The organism is Rhizobium sp. P1_E1, from assembly GCF_056406015.1.
This window is the reverse complement of sequence record NZ_JBFUAY010000048.1, coordinates 1-18236: the sequence shown is the minus strand read 5'-3', so window position 1 is coordinate 18236 and position 18236 is coordinate 1. Positions and strand designations below refer to the sequence as shown.

19 protein-coding genes and 1 pseudogene are annotated in these 18236 nt (G+C 61.0%); 5 read left to right on the top strand and 15 right to left on the bottom strand.

Features of this window, described 5'->3' with window-relative positions:
• Positions 1-47: 47 nt before the first annotated feature.
• The 4 genes from AC1D1Z_RS17610 to AC1D1Z_RS17595 all read right to left on the bottom strand — a co-directional run bounded on the left by AC1D1Z_RS17610 (position 48) and on the right by AC1D1Z_RS17595 (position 3997).
• A complete protein-coding gene (locus AC1D1Z_RS17610) occupies positions 48-1103 on the bottom strand; it encodes an extracellular solute-binding protein (protein ID WP_018246078.1) in 1056 nt (351 codons plus the stop codon).
• A 33-nt stretch (positions 1104-1136) separates the two neighbouring features.
• A complete protein-coding gene (locus AC1D1Z_RS17605) occupies positions 1137-1907 on the bottom strand; it encodes an ABC transporter permease (RefSeq protein ID WP_018246077.1) in 771 nt (256 codons plus the stop codon).
• Between the two features lie 70 nt (positions 1908-1977).
• On the bottom strand, positions 1978-2886 hold the full coding sequence (locus AC1D1Z_RS17600) for an ABC transporter permease (protein ID WP_018246076.1): 909 nt from the start codon (positions 2884-2886) through the stop codon (positions 1978-1980).
• Position 2887: 1 nt separating this feature from the next.
• The gene (locus tag AC1D1Z_RS17595; RefSeq protein WP_018246075.1) at positions 2888-3997 is read right to left on the bottom strand and encodes an ABC transporter ATP-binding protein; all 1110 of its coding nucleotides are present in this window, start codon (positions 3995-3997) and stop codon (positions 2888-2890) included.
• A 237-nt stretch (positions 3998-4234) separates the two neighbouring features.
• Between AC1D1Z_RS17595 and AC1D1Z_RS17590 the strand changes: the two genes are divergently transcribed.
• The 5 genes from AC1D1Z_RS17590 (at position 4235) to AC1D1Z_RS17570 (ending at position 9608) form a co-directional block, all read left to right on the top strand.
• Positions 4235-4933: a GntR family transcriptional regulator gene (locus tag AC1D1Z_RS17590; RefSeq protein WP_018246074.1), complete on the top strand. Its 699-nt coding sequence runs from the start codon at positions 4235-4237 to the stop codon at positions 4931-4933.
• Positions 4934-5038: 105 nt separating this feature from the next.
• Positions 5039-6400 carry an aspartate aminotransferase family protein gene (locus AC1D1Z_RS17585; protein WP_018246073.1) on the top strand — a complete coding sequence of 454 codons (1362 nt, stop codon included), beginning with the start codon at positions 5039-5041 and terminating at the stop codon, positions 6398-6400.
• 2 nt (positions 6401-6402) lie between these two features.
• On the top strand, positions 6403-8112 hold the full coding sequence (locus AC1D1Z_RS17580) for an acetolactate synthase catalytic subunit (RefSeq protein ID WP_018246072.1): 1710 nt from the start codon (positions 6403-6405) through the stop codon (positions 8110-8112).
• A complete protein-coding gene (gene fabG, locus AC1D1Z_RS17575; RefSeq protein ID WP_477851390.1) occupies positions 8109-8885 on the top strand; it encodes a 3-oxoacyl-ACP reductase FabG in 777 nt (258 codons plus the stop codon). The genes AC1D1Z_RS17580 and fabG overlap by 4 nt, the downstream gene beginning before the upstream one ends.
• Positions 8886-8924: 39 nt before the next feature.
• Positions 8925-9608, top strand: coding sequence for a response regulator transcription factor (locus tag AC1D1Z_RS17570; protein WP_018246070.1), 684 nt, complete (start codon positions 8925-8927; stop codon positions 9606-9608).
• A 59-nt stretch (positions 9609-9667) separates the two neighbouring features.
• Here AC1D1Z_RS17570 and AC1D1Z_RS17565 read toward each other — a convergent pair whose 3' ends face one another.
• The 11 genes and pseudogenes from AC1D1Z_RS17565 to AC1D1Z_RS17515 all read right to left on the bottom strand — a co-directional run.
• Complete coding sequence (locus AC1D1Z_RS17565; RefSeq protein WP_018246069.1) at positions 9668-10381, bottom strand: RNA polymerase sigma factor; 714 nt, start codon at positions 10379-10381, stop codon at positions 9668-9670.
• Positions 10382-10426: 45 nt separating this feature from the next.
• On the bottom strand, positions 10427-10753 hold the full coding sequence (locus AC1D1Z_RS17560) for a cupredoxin domain-containing protein (RefSeq protein WP_018246068.1): 327 nt from the start codon (positions 10751-10753) through the stop codon (positions 10427-10429).
• Between the two features lie 8 nt (positions 10754-10761).
• Positions 10762-11283: a DUF4142 domain-containing protein gene (locus AC1D1Z_RS17555; protein WP_026188729.1), complete on the bottom strand. Its 522-nt coding sequence runs from the start codon at positions 11281-11283 to the stop codon at positions 10762-10764.
• 151 nt (positions 11284-11434) lie between these two features.
• Positions 11435-11548: pseudogene (locus tag AC1D1Z_RS17550) on the bottom strand (DUF488 family protein); the annotation flags it as partial.
• A gap of 395 nt (positions 11549-11943) precedes the next feature.
• Positions 11944-13389 (bottom strand): aldehyde dehydrogenase, encoded by a 1446-nt coding sequence (locus AC1D1Z_RS17545; protein WP_018246066.1) that lies wholly within the window; start codon positions 13387-13389, stop codon positions 11944-11946.
• Positions 13390-13412: 23 nt separating this feature from the next.
• On the bottom strand, positions 13413-14198 hold the full coding sequence (locus AC1D1Z_RS17540; protein WP_026188728.1) for a coniferyl-alcohol dehydrogenase: 786 nt from the start codon (positions 14196-14198) through the stop codon (positions 13413-13415).
• Between the two features lie 39 nt (positions 14199-14237).
• Positions 14238-15275 (bottom strand): branched-chain amino acid ABC transporter permease, encoded by a 1038-nt coding sequence (locus AC1D1Z_RS17535; RefSeq protein ID WP_018517497.1) that lies wholly within the window; start codon positions 15273-15275, stop codon positions 14238-14240.
• On the bottom strand, positions 15272-16186 hold the full coding sequence (locus AC1D1Z_RS17530; protein WP_018246063.1) for a branched-chain amino acid ABC transporter permease: 915 nt from the start codon (positions 16184-16186) through the stop codon (positions 15272-15274). The genes AC1D1Z_RS17535 and AC1D1Z_RS17530 overlap by 4 nt, the downstream gene beginning before the upstream one ends.
• Positions 16183-16911 (bottom strand): ABC transporter ATP-binding protein, encoded by a 729-nt coding sequence (locus AC1D1Z_RS17525; RefSeq protein ID WP_018246062.1) that lies wholly within the window; start codon positions 16909-16911, stop codon positions 16183-16185. The genes AC1D1Z_RS17530 and AC1D1Z_RS17525 overlap by 4 nt, the downstream gene beginning before the upstream one ends.
• Positions 16908-17675, bottom strand: a complete 768-nt coding sequence (locus AC1D1Z_RS17520; protein ID WP_477851385.1) for an ABC transporter ATP-binding protein — start codon at positions 17673-17675, stop codon at positions 16908-16910. Before AC1D1Z_RS17520 ends, AC1D1Z_RS17525 begins: the two co-directional genes overlap by 4 nt.
• A partial coding sequence (locus AC1D1Z_RS17515) for an ABC transporter substrate-binding protein (protein WP_477851383.1) occupies positions 17668-18236 on the bottom strand: 569 nt, incomplete at its 5' end. The genes AC1D1Z_RS17520 and AC1D1Z_RS17515, both read right to left, overlap by 8 nt.

Here is an 18236-nt window from a genome sequence, read left to right as displayed (position 1 = left end):
GATCTGTCTCCGCCCCTTCGGGCGGAACCACCGCCAAAGGGGGATCGTTATCGGATCCAGGCATTCCAACGCTCGAGCATCATCGCAGCATTGTCGTTGATCCATTTGGCGTCCGGGATGACGATGTAATCCCGGATGTCCTCGTCGCTCGGCAGTGCCGCGCGTGCAGCCGGCGACATCAAATCGATCGCCTTGCGGCTCGGCGGCGTGCAAAGGAGTTCGTTGCACACCCCGGCCTGCGCCTCCGGATGATCAAGCCAGTAGCCGATCAACTTCAACGCGTTTGCGCGGTTCGGCGCATCCTTGATAATCGTCAAGCGATCGCCGACGAGGAACGAGGCCTGTTTGGACCAGGCGATCTGGCGTCCTTCCGCCTTCAGTGTATTTGCGCGCGTCAGCCAGATCTGCCCGATTCTGTAGTCGCCGTTGCGAAAGCCCTGAACGCTCTGGTCACCGGTCTTCCACCAGAGCGATATCGCCGGGCGGATCTCGTCGAGCTTGTTAAGGGCGCGATCAACGTCGAGCGGAAAGAGTTTGTCGCGCGGAACACCATCGGCGAGGAGCGCGGCAGCCATTACCCTCCACGGATCGTCGAAATTTGGAAACGAGCGACCCCCAGGAAATTTTGTCTGGTTCCACATATCGGCCCAGCTCAACGGATTCCCATCCTTGAAGGCAGTCGGGTCGTAGGCCATCAGCGTTGCGGTTGAAAAAAGCCTGGCCCCAGCGCTGACGCAGGCATCCTCGACCAGATCTGGCCGGCTCTGGAAAGACTTGCAAAAGTCGGTCAGGTCTTCAGATGTAAGCCGATGCGCTTCAGCGCTCGCCTGGATCTCGCCGTCCGGATAAAGGTCCCAGGTCACGTTGCCGGTCTTGACCATGGCCGCCGCTTTCGCCCGCATCTCGGCATTCGTTGCCGCGACGGAAACAACTTTGATGCCGGTCTTTTCGGTAAACGGCTCGAACCAGAATTTTCGAAGCGCGGCATCGTAGGCGCCGCCTGTGGTCGCAATGATGACCTGCTCCTCGGCTTGCGCCGCCCCCGCACCGGCAAGCATGAGGCAAGCCGCAAGCAGTGGCTTGATCTTCGTTCGCTTTTTCATCGGTTCTTCCTCTCTCCGATTGATGTGATCATGTTAATCCTCCCCGCGGCCGGTAAGGAGATGAATGGTCCCCATGAGCAGCAGCGATACCGCGACGAGCAGCGTCGAAACCGCCGCTATGACCGGGGTGAGATTGAAATCGATGTCCTCGAACATCTTGCGGCTGATCGTTTTTCCGCCCGTATCGGAAATGAAGAAGGCGACTGTTGCCTCATCGAACGACGCCAGAAACGCAAAGACCGAAGCCGCAGCCACCGCCGGGGCGATGTTAGGAAGCACAACGCTGATAAAGGCGCGGCTCCGGCTTGCCCCGCAATTCAGTGCGGCAAGCTCGAGTGACGTGTCGAAGCGCTCGAGTGCTGCCGACACGGTGATGATCACGTAGGGAACAGCAAGTACGGTGTGCGCGATCAGGAAACCAGCGAAATTGCCGGTCAGACTGAGCGGGGAAAAAACCAGATAAAGGGCAACGCCAAAGACAACATGGGGAACGATCATTGGCCCCAACGACAATGCCCGCAGAAGCGTCTTTCCCGGCAGATTACCGCGAACGAGCCCGATGGCGGCCAATGTACCGATAACCGTCGAAGCGACCGTCGTCGCCAGCGCAATCTGCAGACTGAAGATCGTTGCTGCGCGCCAGTCCGGATCGGATAGAAAGTCGATATACCAGCGAAGCGTCAGGCCCCTCGGCGGGAACTCGATATAGCTGCTGTCGTTCAGCGAAATCGGGATGACGAGCAACGTCGGCAGAACCAGGAAGAACAGGATTTCCCCGATCAGGAAGCCCCCAAGGAGCCGCAATGCCGCTTTGCCGTAAGGCCGATGGGTGCTGTTGACGGGAGAGGGGGCGAATGAGGCGGTGACTGCGGGCTCAATTGACACTGTTCATTCCTTTGCTGACGGAAAGCGCCTTGCGGAACACAAGGACAAAGATCAGCGTCGTGGTCAGAAGGACGGTCGCGAGCGCTGCGGCAAATGGCCAGTCAAGCAGAACGGTGGTTTGCTGGCCGATCAGCGTTGCCATCATCAATGCTCCAGGCCCGCCGACGAGTGCCGGCGTGATATAAAAACCGATCGCCAGGATGAAGCACATGACGCATCCGGCAAAGATTCCAGGCAAGCTGAGCGGCAAGGTCACGCGCCAGAACGCGCTAATCGGGCCGGCGCCGAGATTGCGGGCGGCTTGAGTGTACTCTGCAGGAATAGTGCGAAGAACGTTGTAGACCGGCAGGATCATGAAGGGCATGAGAACATGCGTCATCGCAAGGATCACCGCGCCTTCGGTGTAGATTAGCTTCAACGGACTGCCAATGAGGCCGCTCTCGATCAGCAGACCGTTAACGATGCCGTTTCGCTGCAGCAGCACGATCCAGGCATAGGATCGCACCAGCACTGAGGTCCATAGTGGGACCAACACCGCGGCCGATACGAGCATCGCCATCCTGCCTTTGGCATGCGCCATGAGAAAGCTAACCGGAAATCCAAGCAGCAAGCTCGTCACTGTTACGATGGCGCCCGTCTGCAACGTCCGAAGCAGGACTTCCATGTAGAGTGGCTCGGTGACGATCCGCTCGTAATGCTCCAGCGTGAATCCCGGCGCCATTAAGCTCAAAGAGACGAGCCGTCCAATCGGATAGATGAAGCCTCCGGCCAGTAACAGCATCAACGGCGCAATAAGCAGGAACGTCAGCGCATGCGAATACTGGCGCGCCGAGCGTGAGAAAAACCAGCTCGCTGGACGGGTTGGTACAACGCGTGGATTATCGACGGTCGTGGTCATTTCATCCCTCCTCAACCGTAAAGAGCCGGAGGCCGTCGCGTTCGGCGACGACGTCCACGAGTGCCCCCATTGCGAAGGGCTCCCTCTTTCCATCAGCAGGGATCTGCACCTGAATGATCTCGCCGCTTCCGAAATCAGTGCGAACGAGATGAAGGTCGAAGGAGCCGGCAAAGACCGACGTTTCGATCCGACCGGGGAGGGCGTTCTGTCCTCCTGCGCCCCGCGCTGCAAGGCCGAGGCGCTCAGGGCGCAGCGCGAGCCGAACGCGATCACCTATCTTTGCCGAACCCTCGAAATTATGGGCGGCACCGGGCGTATCAATAACCACGTCGTCACCCAGTCTGATGGTGTGACGACCAGCGGTCTTGCCCAGGAATTCTCCCGTTAGGAAATTCATCTTGCCGATGAAGTCGGCGACAAAGGCACTCTCCGGATTACAGTAAAGATCCGCCGGGCTTCCAAGCTGCACGAGTTGCCCCTTTGCCATGACAGCGATCCGGTCGGACATCGTCAACGCCTCCTCCTGATCGTGCGTCACGTAGATGACCGTTGCACCGAGGCGCCGCTGAAGCTGCTTGATCTCGATCTGCATGGATTCGCGCAGCTTCTTGTCCAGTGCCCCGAGTGGCTCGTCCATCAAGAGAACAGGCGGTTCGAACACCATTGCTCGCGCGACTGCAACCCGCTGCTGCTGGCCGCCGGAAAGTTCGTGGGGATAGCGCTTGGCATAGTCCGGGAGTTGGACGAGGTCGAGCGCCCGGCTAACGCGTTCTGCCCTGAGGTCCTTGCGGATGCCGCGCATCCTCAGGGGAAAGCCGATGTTTTCGGCGACGGTCAGATGCGGGAATAAAGCATAACGCTGGAAGACCATCCCGATATTGCGGCGATCGGGCGATACGGCGGTGACATCGCGCCCACCAATGATAATGCGTCCGGCAGACGGACTTTCGAAACCGGCGATCATTGTCAGAAGCGTCGTCTTGCCCGATCCGGATGGACCGAGGATCGACAGGAATTCGCCTGCTGAAATGTCCAAGGTCACTGCGCCTACGGCAGTCTGGCTGCCGTAGGCCTTTCCTATGCGATCGATAAAAACAGGCGCACCAATCAAACTGATATCTCCTTTGCTTTAAGATGCATTGATCCCTCCCGACTCCGCCCGCGCGGCGCCAGGTGGTGTGAGTGTCGTGCCGACAAGGCCGGCATCTGTTCAGGCATGGCCGCACGGGGCCAAGGCGTTGCTAATATTCACGATCCCGTTATGCTGTCACATTGCGTGATCAATTTTTACACAATGCATTTTTGTTGCAACAAAAATGTGAAGAAGTCAACTCGTGGGGAGTTAATTTTGAACGAGAATACAACTGAAGAGGAATCGCCGGCGTCGGAATTGCACTCCGGGCGTCTCAGCGACTTCGCCTATTCATCCATCAAGGAGCAACTTACGCGGGGCGTATACAAGCCCGGTCACAAGTTGCCGATCCGTTCGGTTGCCGAAATGCTGAAGGTTGGTGCGACGCCGGCGCGCGAGGCGATTAACCGCCTGGTCTTTGAGGGTGCGCTCGTCATGGTGGGTCCTAAAACCGTCATCGTCCCGCATCTCGATCTTTCGGCGCTTTACGAAGTCACGCAGATGCGGCTTGCCCTCGAAGGATTAGCGACCGAAAAAGGCGCACTTCGTGCGACCAATGATGTGCTTGACAAGCTATTGGTAATACAGGAAAAAATCACACTTTCGCTCGAGGAAAAGCGCTACGGCGATGCTCTTCACGACAATAAAGAATTCCACTTTACCATCTATCGACTGTGCGAGATGCCGCACCTTCTTTCGACCATCGAGGCCCTATGGTTAAGGATCGGCGCCTCGTTCCACGACCTCTATCCTGAGTTTGCGGAAGCGAAATACGGTGTCCACAACCACCTGGCCGCGATTGAGGCTCTGGTGGATAAAGATCCCTCCGCCGTCCGAGCGGCAATGGAAAACGACATTCGAGACGGCTATCGGCGCCTCAAGAAAGCAGCGCAGGAGCGTCTCAAGCGGCAATAACATCGTGGCCGGATTTTTTTTGTTGCAACTTCTTCGGGTTCATGATTTTTGTAATAACAAAATTATGAAGGGTCGCGCCGTGACCCATTTGCCGGAGAAGATCGAATGTTTCACCCTTATATCTTGCGCGACGGCCGGGGATTTCCCCGGTCGAGGTCCGAACATTTCTTCAAAAAGGGTCGCCGCGTGTTTCCAACCGGGATCACGCGCGTCACCGTCGATCATGAGCCCAGCCCGCTCTACATTTCGCGCGGGGAGGGGGCCTATCTCATCGACGTCGACGGCAATCGCCTACTCGACCTAAACAATAATTTCACGACGCTGATTCACGGCCATGGTTTTCTTCCAGTTGCCGACGCGGTTGCAGATCTTCTTCATCGCGGCACATGTTTCTCTAACCCGACCGAGCACGAAATCACGCTGGCCGAGCTGTTGATCGAGCGCATTCCGGCTATCGAACATATTCGCTTTGTCAGCAGCGGGACCGAGGCTGTGATGTTTGCGATCAAGGCCGCTCGCGCCTTCACTTGCCGGCCCGGCATCGCACGGATTGAAGGCGCCTATCACGGCGCTTACGACTGGGCGGAAACGGGGCAGGCGGTGTCGCCGGCTATATGGAACGATCCCTCGGTGTCTCAGGCCGTACCGGCCTATCGCGGAATGCCCCGTTCGGTAAGGGACGAGGTAACGGTTATCCGCTTCAATGACATCGCGGATCTAGAGCGCCGAATTGCTTCGGCTGCCCCTTCACTGGCTTGTATCTTGATCGACCCGATGCCAAGCCGCGCCGGGCTGATAGCGCCTGAGCCAAGCTTTTTTGCCGCTGTCGAGGCGATCGCGAAGCAATACGGGATTCTCATCGTGGCCGATGAGGTCCTTAATCTGCGGCAGTCATATGTTGGGGCGTCGGCCCGCTATGGTCTCCACCCCGATTTGGTCGCCGCCGGCAAAATCATCGGCGGAGGTTTTCCCGTCGGGGCGATCGGCGGGCGCAAGGACGTGATGCGGGTGTTCGCAAGCGACAGCGGCAAGCCGCTGCTGCCGCAAGGCGGCACGTTTTCGGCAAATCCCGTATCGATGGTTGCGGGCCGGGTTGCCATGGAGGCGATGACGGATGGCGCTTTCGCTGCACTCGAGAGCCTTGGCGATAGAATCCGGGCTGGACTTCGAAAGGAAATCGCGCGCCACGGGGCAGCCTTCAGCGTGACGGGGGCGGCATCCTTGTTTCGTATCCATCCGAAAGGAAAGCAGCCAACGGACTTCCGCGAGGCGTATCTCGCCCCGGAAGAGGCCGAGTTGATGGGGCGGCTCTCCAGGCATTTCCTCAGTTGCGGCATCCTGCTTCCCAATGGCGCTGCGGCGTGCCTTTCGACGGCAATGACAACTGCGGACGGTGATGCGGTCGTCTCAGCCTTCGCAGACTTCCTTTCAATCCTCGAAGCAACTTCAACCGAAGCAGGCATGTGACCATGGCAACTGATCATCTAACCGTCGCCGAGCGGATCGCTCTTTCCCTGAAGAGGCACGACGTCACCCATATCTTTGCTCAGAGTCTGCCTTCGGCGGTTATCCTTGCGGCCGAAGCAATCGGCATACGTCAAATCGCCTACCGTCAGGAAAACATGGGCGGGACCATGGCCGACGGGTATGCGCGGCTGTCAGGCAAGGTCGGCGTTGTAGCAGCGCAGAACGGACCTGCGGCAACGCTTCTCGTTCCGCCGCTGGCCGAAGCGCTGAAGGCTAGCGTTCCGGTCGTTGCTCTCGTTCAGGATGTGGAACGAGATCAGGCTGATCGCAATGCATTCCAGGAACTCGATCATCTCACCCTGTTCCAATCATGCACGAAGTGGGTGCGCAAGGTGCTCGTTGCTGAGCGGATCGACGACTATGTCGATGCTGCTTTCACGGCAGCCGCCTCGGGCCGGCCGGGACCGGCAGCTCTCCTGCTCCCCGCCGACCTCTTGCGTGAGCAGATCTCCCCTTCGCTGTTTCGTCGTGAGGCTGTGCTTGGCCACTGGCCACTCGATCGGTTGCGTCCACGCGATAGCGACATCGAGCACGCAGCCTCGATGATCGCCGCAGCCCAGGCGCCCATCGTCATCGCCGGAGGAGGCGTCCATGCAAGCCATGCCGCCGGCGAGCTTTCGGCGCTACAGGACGAAGCCTCGCTTGCCGTCCTGACGACCAATATGGGAAAAGGCGCGGTCGACGAATACCACCCGCTGTCAGCTGGCGTTCTCGGTGCTCTCGTCGGGCCGAGATCGCTTGGACAGCACGCGCTTGCCCTCGTCGAAGAAGCCGATCTCGTCATTCTGGTGGGGACGCGAACCAATCAGAATGGCACTGACAGTTGGCGCCAAATTCCCCGGTCCGCGTCAGTCATCCACATCGATGTCGATCCCACCGAAATCGGACGTACCTACGAAGCGGTCAGATTAGCAGGCGATGCGGCCGAAACTATCAGCGCGCTTCGCCGCGCGCTTGCCCGACGCGATCTCTCTTACCGCGCATCGCAGCGCGACAAGTTGACGGCTCGGATTGCGGGTTTCTGGCGCGCGTTTGACATGGAGCGACGATCTATTGCCCGTTCGGAGAACAGTCCGATCCGTCCCGAGCGAGTCATGTCCGACCTGCAACAAGTATTGACGGCAGAGACGACCGTTGTTGCCGATGCGAGCTATTCCTCGATGTGGGTCGCGGGCCAGCTCCGAGCCCTTTCGGCCGGCATGCGCTTCCTATCGCCGCGGGGCCTTGCCGGACTTGGRTGGGGCCTGCCACTTGCGCTCGGCGCGAAAGTGGCAAAGCCCGACAAGCCGGTCGTTGTCATCGTCGGGGACGGCGGTTTCGCGCATAGCTGGGCGGAGTTGGAGACCATGGTGCGGAGCAAGCTTCCGGTACTCATCATCGTGTTGAACAACGGTATCCTTGGCTTCCAACGTGATGCGGAAACTGTCAAGTTCGGCAGCTTCACGACTGCCTGCAGTTTCGCGGACGTCGATCATCGGCGAATTGCGGAAGCTTGCGGCTGCCCAGCAGTACGCATCTCGGATCCCGCCAACCTTTCTCAATACCTTGAGCGCGGTCTCTCTGGAGACGGGCCCTTGCTGATTGAGGTAATAACAGAGGCCGCCGCCCATCCGCCCCTTTCGCTGTTTACTGGAATGGATCAAGCGGCATGAGCCCTGGTGGCAGTTCGCATGTTGCGGTCATCAGCGGTGGCACGACTGGGATCGGTCTTGCCACTGCGTTTCGACTTCTCAGGGCCGGTCATCGGGTTGCGGTCTTCAGCCATGGTGAAGCAAGCGTCATGGCCGCGGGCTCTGCGCTTGCCGAGGCTTTCGGGCCAGAGCGCTCGCTTACGAGAAAGGTCGATCTCCGCGAACCGGCGGCGATCAATTCCTTTTTCGGCGAAGTCACCCGTGTCCTAGGCGCACCTGGGATCCTCGTTTGCAACGCGGGGATTTCGCCGAAAAGTCCTGACGGCCCTCTTCACGTCGCCGACCTTACCCTTGAAGAGTGGAACGACGTGCTCGCCGTCAACCTGACAGGGACGATGTTGTGCTGCCGAGCCGCTCTGCCCGCCATGAAGGAAAGCGGTTTTGGACGGGTCATATYCGTTGGATCTCTTGCCGGCCGGACGATACCGCGGATCGCCGGCGCGAGCTACGCGACGTCCAAAGCCGCACTTTCAGGATTATCCCGCGTGCTGGTCTCTCAATATGGCTCCTACGGCATAACATCGAATGTCGTGGCGCCAGGTCGCATCCTGACGCCACTCACAGGCTCCCCGCAAAGCAAGACCAACATCGACGCGCTCGCCCGTATTCCGGCGGGGCGGCTCGGTGCACCGGACGACGTCGCCGCGGTGATCGCGTTTCTGGCATCGGAGGATGCACAGTTCGTCAACGGAGCCATCATAGATGTCAATGGCGGCGAGTTCGCAACGAGTTAGGGCTTGCCGCATCGTCAACCGACAGAAGAGGCGATAGACATGACCCCGGTCATTCTGGTCTGCTCACAGGACGCCGAGCTTTATCTGCTCCTCGCGCATATTCTGCGTAGTGAAGGCTTTGAGGCTCGTCTTGCTGCAAGTGACGACGATGTGGTGGACGCCTGCACATCAATAGAGCTTTCCGCCGTCGTACTGGATTGTGCAGGTTGGCCGAGTGACGTTGCGCCCCTGTGTGCGCTCTTGAAGGGCTCGGGGCTTTCCGTGGGTGCACTCATCGGCGAGGATATGCGCACGCAGCACCTGCAATTGATCAAGGCGGGCCTCGACGAAGGCATCACGCGTCCTCTGTCGCCTGCAAAGCTTCTCGCCTTTCTGCACGACATAAGCCCTCGGCCGGCGGTTTCGACTCTGCCAAATTGCGCTTCCGCCGCCGAGATTGTCTTCGGGCCGCACGCAGTCGTGGTTTCAGGCAAGATTGTAGCGCTTGCGCCTATTGAAATGAGAATCCTTAAATTCCTAATCGAAAGGCAAGGGCAGATCAGTACCCGCAAGCAACTCATCGAGGCCGTTTGGCCAGTTCCGCACGCTGTAGAAAGCCGGACCGTTGACGTGCACATTGGCCGGCTGCGAAAAGCGTTTGCAGGACTCCGCAATCTGAGGATTCGCACTGTCTATGGCGCGGGTTACGCGCTCGATACCACGATTAACCTCCGCATGTTTTAGCGCCCCGCGACTACCATGGCAGGCGTGCGTGGCAAGCTGCCCGCTGATATTGCGAGACATCATAACGTCTTGTGACGAAGGGCAGCGATGACGCGGTCGGCCATGAAAGCGCAACGGGCGCCATCGAACGGGAACAGGGCCGAGAATGCGCCGGAGAGCTGCTTTTCGATCGAATGGCGCATCATCTTGCGCGCCCGGTGCAGCCGGGTCTTGGCGGTTTCGGGTCTTATGCCGAGGTAAGACGCGGCCTCGTCTGTGCTCATGCCCTCGACATCCCGGAGCACGAACACGGCGCGAAAATCATCCGGGAGTTCGTCGACCGCATTCTCGAGGAGATGCCGCGCCTGGCTCCTGGCGAGCTCGGTTTCCGGATTGGTTGCTGACAGGGAGGAGGGAAACTGTAACACTTCGCCACCTGGCGCCATCGTCTGCATATCGATTTCCTCGAGCCCGGTGGTGTTCTTTCGGGCCCGCACGCGACCCAGCGCCTCGTTGAGCGTAATGCGGGTCAGCCATGTCGAAAGTTGCGCCTCGCCCCGGAACGTCGCCAGATTAGTGAATGCCTTGATGTAAGCGGCCTGGACGACATCTTCCGCCTCCGCATCGTTACGGATGACGGCGCGCGCCGTCCGGAACAGGCGCTGATTGTGACGCTGAACTATGGTGCGGATGGCGGGCTCGTCGCCTGCTTTTGCCAAGGGCACGAGATCGGCGTCGGACAGTATCGACATCTGCTGCCGGTGTCGCTCGGCCGGAATCGGAATGGCTATCATGGGGAATTCTCCGCCCGCTCGCGCATCTTTCGATTGGAGCCCGGCCTATGGCCGGACGTCCAGCTTGCCCGTCATAGCGGGATGAAAACGACAATAAAAATCAATCGCTCCCGCTTGGGCGACCGTCATGCGGGCTTCCGATGTCGGCGGCAGGTCGATATCGAAGCTCTTGTCGCGAGCGGTTGCCGTGTGCCGGAATATATCATCGTTTCTCCAGACGATCACATCGCCCACATGCAGCTCGGGAGGCGGCGAGCTGAATTTCATGCCGGTGATGGTGATCTGATAGTCCGCCGCCGAGGCAACCCCGTTGCCTGCCCAAAGTAGTGCAAAGAGCAGCGGGAGCCGTAGGGATTTCATCAGCAAGCCCATTGCCATGTCTATTTGGTCTTCGAAGCCAGATGCTCGGCATGCATCTGGTGCTCCTTGAACAGGGTCAGGCCCGTTTCCAGCAGCGACTTGAGCTCTTTATTCCCAGCCGACGGGATCAAGATGTTGGCAAGCGCGTCGTTGACCGACTTGTGATAGGCGACTTCGTTTTCGACATAGGCCTTGTCGAACGCCGCGCCGTCGAGCGCCTCCAGCGTCGTCAGTTCCTTAGCTGCTTGTGTCGACAAGGACTGGCTGACGGGGTTGTCTTCGGGTGTCACCTTCAGCATCTTGACGAGAGCGAGCGCCTGATCGTTGACGGCCTTGTGGTCGCGCTCCATGGTTTTGGCGAATGCAATGACTTCGGCATTCTTGCTCTTCTTCAACGCCTGTTCTGCCGCGGTGACATCGATCTGTCCCGCTGTGTAGGCGATGTGGGCGATCTGAGGATCGGTCGGCTTGGCATCGGCRGCGATCGAAGCCGTGCCGAGTGAGGCTGCCATCAGAGTGGCGCCGAGAATTCGCTTCAACATGATCTGTCTCCCTTGTGTCGTGACCGATGCCTTCCGGCGGCAACGGTGGTGCGCCTTCGGAAGCGAACATTGGATGCAGGTTCGTCGAAAAGGTTCCCGGAAATTTCGGACACGGAAAGGGCGTGTGTCATCGACGTCGGTCACCGACGCGTCAGTCTTTGCCGATGAAGCGCTGAAGCACGATAGCGTGATTGTGGTCCACGTCTTTCGCAGCGTAGAGAAGCGTCGTGTCCGCTTGTCCGATCTGGCGTTTCAGCTCCTCCAGCAGCTTCCAAGGGAGGACTCATTTAGGAACCTTGCACGGCCTCTATGTGCTCGAAGGTTCTCGTGTGAGACTGCTCACGAGCGGAAAGCTGGACGGCAAGACACAGATCATCGGTCTCGACAGTGTGTCTGATAACACTTTGTGGATAGCGATCGAAGGGGAGTGCCTTCGGAGTTCGGATCTCTGACGAAGATTCGCGGCCAATTCCCTCGCCTCCCCATGATCTTTGGCTGAAGCTTGCTGACGCCCTGGACGGTTTCTCGATCTGAAAGGTCGACGCGGGGCATCGGCGCATGTCGCCGGTCTAAGTCTGATCGCGCCACAAACGTGAAGCCGGCGTGGCGCGATGATGCCTCGGGAGCTGATTGCCATCCGTAGCGGAATTTGCCCGCCGCTCAGAAGGGATAATGCTGGGCGGAGTCCTCAACCGTGATCCAGCGCAGGTCGGTGAATTCGGCGATTGCCGCTTTGCCGCCGAAGCGGCCGTAGCCGCTGCCCTTGACGCCGCCGAAGGGCATTTGCGCCTCGTCGTGCACGGTCGGGCCGTTAATGTGGCAGATGCCGGATTCGATCCGCGCTGCAACCGTCATTGCCCGCTGGACATTCCGGCTGAAGACGGCGGAGGACAGGCCGTATTCGGTGTCGTTGGCGATGCGGATGGCTTCTTCCTCGCCGGCAACACGAATGATCGGCTTGACCGGGCCGAAGGATTCTTCCGCATAGACGCGCATCTCGGGCGTGACATGATCGAGCAGCGTCGCCTCGACCACGGTGCCCGAGCGCTTGCCGCCGGCCACGAGCTTTGCACCCTTGGCCGTCGCATCGGCGATCAGCTCTTCCATTTTTTTCGCGGCGTCGAGGCTGATCAGCGAACCGAGAACGACGTGGCCACGCGGATCGCCGGCCGGGAGCTGGCTGGCGCGGGCGGCCAGTTTGGCGACGAACTGATCGGCGATGGTCTCGTCGACGATGATCCGCTCCGTCGACATGCAGATCTGGCCCTGATGCATGAAGGCGCCGAAAATGGCGGCATTGACGGCACCGTCGATATCGGCGTCGTCGAGGATAACAAGCGGCGCCTTGCCGCCCAGTTCAAGAAGGGCGGGCGTGAGATGTTTGCCGCAGGTCTCGGCGATGATCTTGCCGACCTTGGTCGACCCGGTGAAGTTCACGCGCCTGACGGCCGGATGGGCAATCAGCGCGGTGACGATCTCGGGCGCATCTTCCGGCGCGTTGGTGAGAACGTTGATGACGCCGGCCGGCAGGCCTGCTTCGGTCAGCACTGTGGCAATCAGCCGGTGCGTGCCGGGGCATTGTTCGGATGCCTTGAGGACGACGGTGTTGCCGCAGGCGATCGGCATGGCGATGGCGCGGGTGGCGAGGATGACGGGCGCGTTCCAGGGGGCAATTGCCAGGCAGACGCCGACGGCCTGGCGAACGCCCATGGCGAGCGTGCCGGGTTTGTCGGAAGGGATGATTTCGCCGGTGATTTGCGTCGTCATGGCGCCGGCCTCGCGCAGGATGTTGGCGGCGAGCATGACATTGAAACCGGCCCAGGGCGCGGTAGCGCCCGTCTCCTCGATCATCAACTGGGTAAACTCGCCCACTTTGGAATCCATGATGTCGGCAGCCTTCATCAGGATGGCGCGGCGCTGGCCGGGGCCGGTCTTCGACCAGGCGCCAAAGGCAGCGGAGGCGGCATTAACGGCCGCGGCAACATCGTCCAGGCTTGCCGCTGCGGCGCGGCTTGCGAGCTTCTCGGTGAAGGGATCGATGCGATCAAAGGTCCGGCCGCCGGAGGCTGCGCGGTCGGCGCCATTTATGAGGAGGGAAATATTCATCGGAGATCTCCTGGGGACAAGAACTAGAAGCCGAGAACTTCGGCGTTGATGGAAGCTTCGAGGCCGCCGTCGACGGCAATGTTGGTGCCGTTGATCCAGCGCGCACCATCCGAGCAGAGGAAGAGCACGGCGGGTGCGATATCGGCGGAGGTGCCGGCGCGGCCGACGCGGGTGATGTCGCTATCGACCCTGGCGTCGCCGAGCACGGCACGGAACTGCTTGAGGATCGGCGTTTCCACCGGCCCGGGGCTGACGGCATTGACGCGGATGCCACGGTTTTTGAACAGCGGCTGATGGGCGGCGCGCATGGTCCAGAGCAGCAGCAGTTCCTTGGAGAGCGGGTAGGCTTCCTCGTCCTTGAGGCCGTGCTCGGCGACAATCGCCGCCACCTCGGGAAAGCCGTCTATGCCGGCGAGCGACTTTGCCCGCTCGAGATTGGCGCGCCAGCCGTAGCCGGCGATCGAGGCGACGTTGACGATGGCGCCGCCTTCGCGCAGGCGGGGTGCCACGGTTTCGGAGAGGGCGCGAAGCCCGTAGAAATTGACGGCGAGCGTCGAGACGACGCCGGTGCTGCCGGAAAGGCCGGCGACATTGGCGAGCGCGTCGAGGCGCACCGGAAGCTGCGCAACGATGTCGGCAACGCCTGATGCGGTGGACAGATCACCCTTGATGAAGGCGGCACTTCCACTGGCAGGCTCGCGGACATCGACGCCAATGACCTCGGCGCCCATCTGGCCGGCCAGTTCCGCCGTGCGGGCGCCGATGCCGGAAGCCACGCCGGTCACCAGGATCGTTTTACCAAAAAGCATGAACGTCACCTTTCGCAAGAGATCCGGACGCAAGCCGGCTCATTCTTCCCATTGGATTTTATGCGGACCGGGCAATTTCAGCCGATAGCCGACGGGCAGAAGTTGAAAATCGAAACGGCGCTCGATTTCGCCCCAAAGGCCGCGCGGCAGGTAGAGCGAGAAAATCACGGCGGTGGCGCCGAGGCCGATCAGGTACCAGACGCCGGCTGCGCCGAAGAAGGTCTCGATCACGAAGAACAGGATGGCGCCAAGGATCGCGCCTTCGAACTTGCCGATCCCGCCGACCAGCACCATGAAGATCATGTAGGCCGTCCATTGGACGCTGAAATAGGTCTTCGGCTGGAAGGTGGTGGCGGTCGCCAGCCACAGGCCTCCGGCGACCGCGATGCCGAAGGCGGCGAGCACGAAGAGCAGCCGATTGGTGGCGATCACGCGCACGCCGAGCGAGGTTGCCGCCTCCTCATTGTCGCGGATCGCCTGCATGGCGGCACCGGCGCGGCTGCGCATCAGGAGGAAGAGAGCGCCGAGCAGGGCGGCCATGGCTATCAAGGCGAGCCAGTAGATCGTTGCCCGCCGCATGTTGCCGTCATAGACATTGAGCGAAATCAGCGAGGTTCCCGTTTCCCCCTGGATCAGCCGGTCGAGATTGACGAGCAGATGGGCAAGTTCGGCTATGACCCACATGCCGATCGCGAACTCGCCGCCCTTCAGGCGCAGCATGAACAGCGAAAGCGGGATTGACAGGACGCCGGTCACGACCGCGGCGGCAAACAGCGCGACGAAGGGATTGAGCCCCGCATCGGCCAGCCGGATGGTGAAATAGGCGCCGAGGCCGAAGAACACCTGCTGGCCGACCGAGACGAGCCCACCGAAACCGGCAAGCGCATTCCACATGGCGGCAAGGATCACGTAGATGAACAGGGCTGTCATCCGGTCGATCGCACCGGCGCCGAGCACGGCGGGGGCAAACATCAGCAGGGCGAGCACCGCGGCCATGCAGCCAAGCGCCACCCGCGACGATTTCGTCCAGCGCTCTATCGATATTCCGGTGGAGGCAAGGGTCGCGTTGGGGCTCATGTCGGGCTCCGGAGACGGGTGCGCAGTTTGAGAGAGGCGCCAAATTTATCGAGAACCGGCATGCCGAACCGGGACAGCCTGACGAAAAGCACCAGCAGGAACACGGCATGGCCGCCGATCAGGAAGCCTTGCGGATGCAATTGCGCGCCGAGCGATTGGGCAAGACCGAGAACGATGCCGCCGGCAAGCGTCCCCCATAGTGATCCCGCTCCTCCAATGACGGCCGCCTCGAAGGCGAAGAGAAGCTGTGGGCCGCCGGCATAGGGGCTGAAGGTTGCCCGCATCCCGAGAAAAGCACCGGCGATCCCGACCGTGACCATGGTGATCGCCGTGGCGACGGCGTTTACCCTGCGGGCATCGATGCCGACCAGCCCGGCCGTATCGGGATCCTCGGCCGTGGCGCGGATCGCGCGACCAAGCGCAAAGCGGCTCAGGAAGAACTGCAGCCCGCCGAGAATGAGCATCGCCGTCACCATCATCAGGACGGCAAGCTTGCCGACGAAGATGTGGCCCGGAAGCTGCCAGGATGCATAGGACAGGTTGCCGATGAACGGTGCGAGCGAGCGGGTGTCGGCGCCGAACTGCTCGAACAGCAGGTTGTCGATGACGATCGACAGGCCGAAGGTCGTCAGGATCGGCAGCAGCGTGCCGCCGCGGGCGCTTCGTTCCAGGATGAAGCGCTGTAACAGCCAGCCGACGGCCGCCATGACCGGCAGCACGATCAGCAGGCCGGCGAAGGGCGGAATGCCGAATTTGGCGGCGAGCAGCCACAGTCCGTAAGCGGCTGCGACCGCCAGGCTGCCATGCGCAAGATTGATGATCCGCATCACCGAGAACATGAAGGACAGTCCGCAGGCGATGACGGCGTAGTAGCCGCCGAGCAGGATGCCCTGGAGCAGGGTGTTGATCACGATGCGCTCCTTTCGCCGGCTGCCCGGTGCAATCCGAAATAGGCCTGGGTGACGTGCTCGCGCGTGACGGCCGCCGCCGGCCTGTCGAGGACGATGCGTCCTTCCAGCATGCAGATGACACGGCTCGCCACGCTCATGGCGCGGGCGAGATCCTGCTCGACGAGCACGATGGTCGTCCCCGACGTGAGCAGTGACTGCAACTGGGCATAGACGCGATCGACGACCAGAGGCGAAAGTCCGAGCGAGACCTCGTCCAGGAGAAGAATATCGGGATTGCTCATCAGCGCCCGGCCGATGGCGGTCGCCTGCTGTTCCCCGCCCGAGAGGTGTCCGGTTTTGGCGTGACGGCGGGGTTTCAGGTTCGGAAAGGCGTCGAGGACACGATCGATGTCCCAATCGCCCTTGCGGCCGGAGGTCTTTCCGAGAAGCAGGTTTTCCTCCACCGTCATCTGTGAAAACAGGCGCCGGCCTTCCGGCACCAGAGCGATGCCCTTGGCGATCCGCTTGTGGGACGGGACGGCGGCCAGATCTTCGTCGTTAAGAAGGATGCTGCCGGAGGATGGCAGATGGGCGCCGGCGATCGATCTGAGCAGCGTCGTCTTGCCCGCGCCGTTCGCGCCGACCAGCGCCAGCACCTCGCCCTTGCCAATATCGAAACTGACCCCGCGCACTGCCTGGAGCAGGCCGTGGCGAACGTCGAGGTCGCGGATGGAGAGAAGGCTCATGCGGGTGTTCCTCCGAGATAGGCCTTGACCACCTCCGCATTGCTCATGACCATTTTCGGTTCGCCATCGGCGATGATCCTGCCGGCATCCATGCAGATCAGTCGCTCCGCCACCTGCAGGAGGATGTGAACGATATGTTCGATCCAGACGATGCCGATGCCGCGGCGGCGCAATTCGAGGATGGTTTCGACGAGCTCGCTCGCCTCGCCATCGGTCAGGCCGCCGCCGATCTCGTCGAGCAGCAATAACCTCGGTTGCGTGGCAAGCGCACGAGCAAGCTCCAGGCGTTTGCRATCCAGCAGACCGAGCGTGTCGGCAGGGCGGTTAGCCACCCCGAGCATGCCGCAAAGGGAAAGTGAATCCACCACACGCTCATAGGCCTCGTCGCGGCTTGCGGCACTGCCGTGCGATGCGGCGACGAAGACATTTTCGAAGGTCGTCATGCCGCTGAAAGGCTTGGGAATCTGATGGGTCCGGACGAGCCCGGAGCGGCAGCGTTCCGCCGCCGTCCGGCTCGTGACGTTGGCGCCGTCGAAGGTAATGCTTCCCTCATTCGGCGGGAAGGCGCCGGCGAGCACGTTGAGCAGGGTCGTCTTGCCCGCGCCGTTCGGCCCGACAATGCCGACCGCCTCGCCATCGCCCATGGAAAAATCCAGATTCTCCAGCACCACAAGCGCGCCGAACCGCTTGTGGATCCCCTTGGCCGAGAGAAAGGCTCCCCCCGGCCGCCTTTGCGCTTCCTGTCGCTGCACTTGGTTATCCATTGTAAGCGGTAAGCTTGGCGCCGACCGGGACATTGGGGTCGGTGGCATTTTCGGTGACGACGTAGTCGAGCGCGAATTTCGAGCCCTCCGCCGCTTTCACCCATTGCGTGCCGATGATCGGTCCGGGAGAGACGTTGGCGACGGGGCCGCTGGTGAAATCGACCTTGCCGGCGATCGTGGTGGTCTTCAGCGTGCTGATCGCCTCGGCGACGGCCTCCTTGCTTTTGACGTCCGTGCTGGCCTTCAGTGCATCGAAGCCGGCGTCGAGAAGCGCAAGGCTGGCGCCGAGCTGCTGCGTCCACTGCTTGCCGCTGGCCGTCTCATAGCCGTCGGCGAGTTCGGTTCCGGATACGCCTGTCAGCGTGGATTTGTAGGGGAAGGCCTTGTGCCAATAGGCGGCGCTGCCGATGTTCAGGCCGAGGTCGCCGAGCGCCTCGATGTCGGAGGGAAACAGGCCCGTCTTGGCGATCTGGCAGATCTTGATCTGCTGGGTAAGGCCCTGCTGCGCAGCCTGGCGCCAGAAGGCGGCGAAGTCAGGCGGTATCGGGAACGAATTGAAGA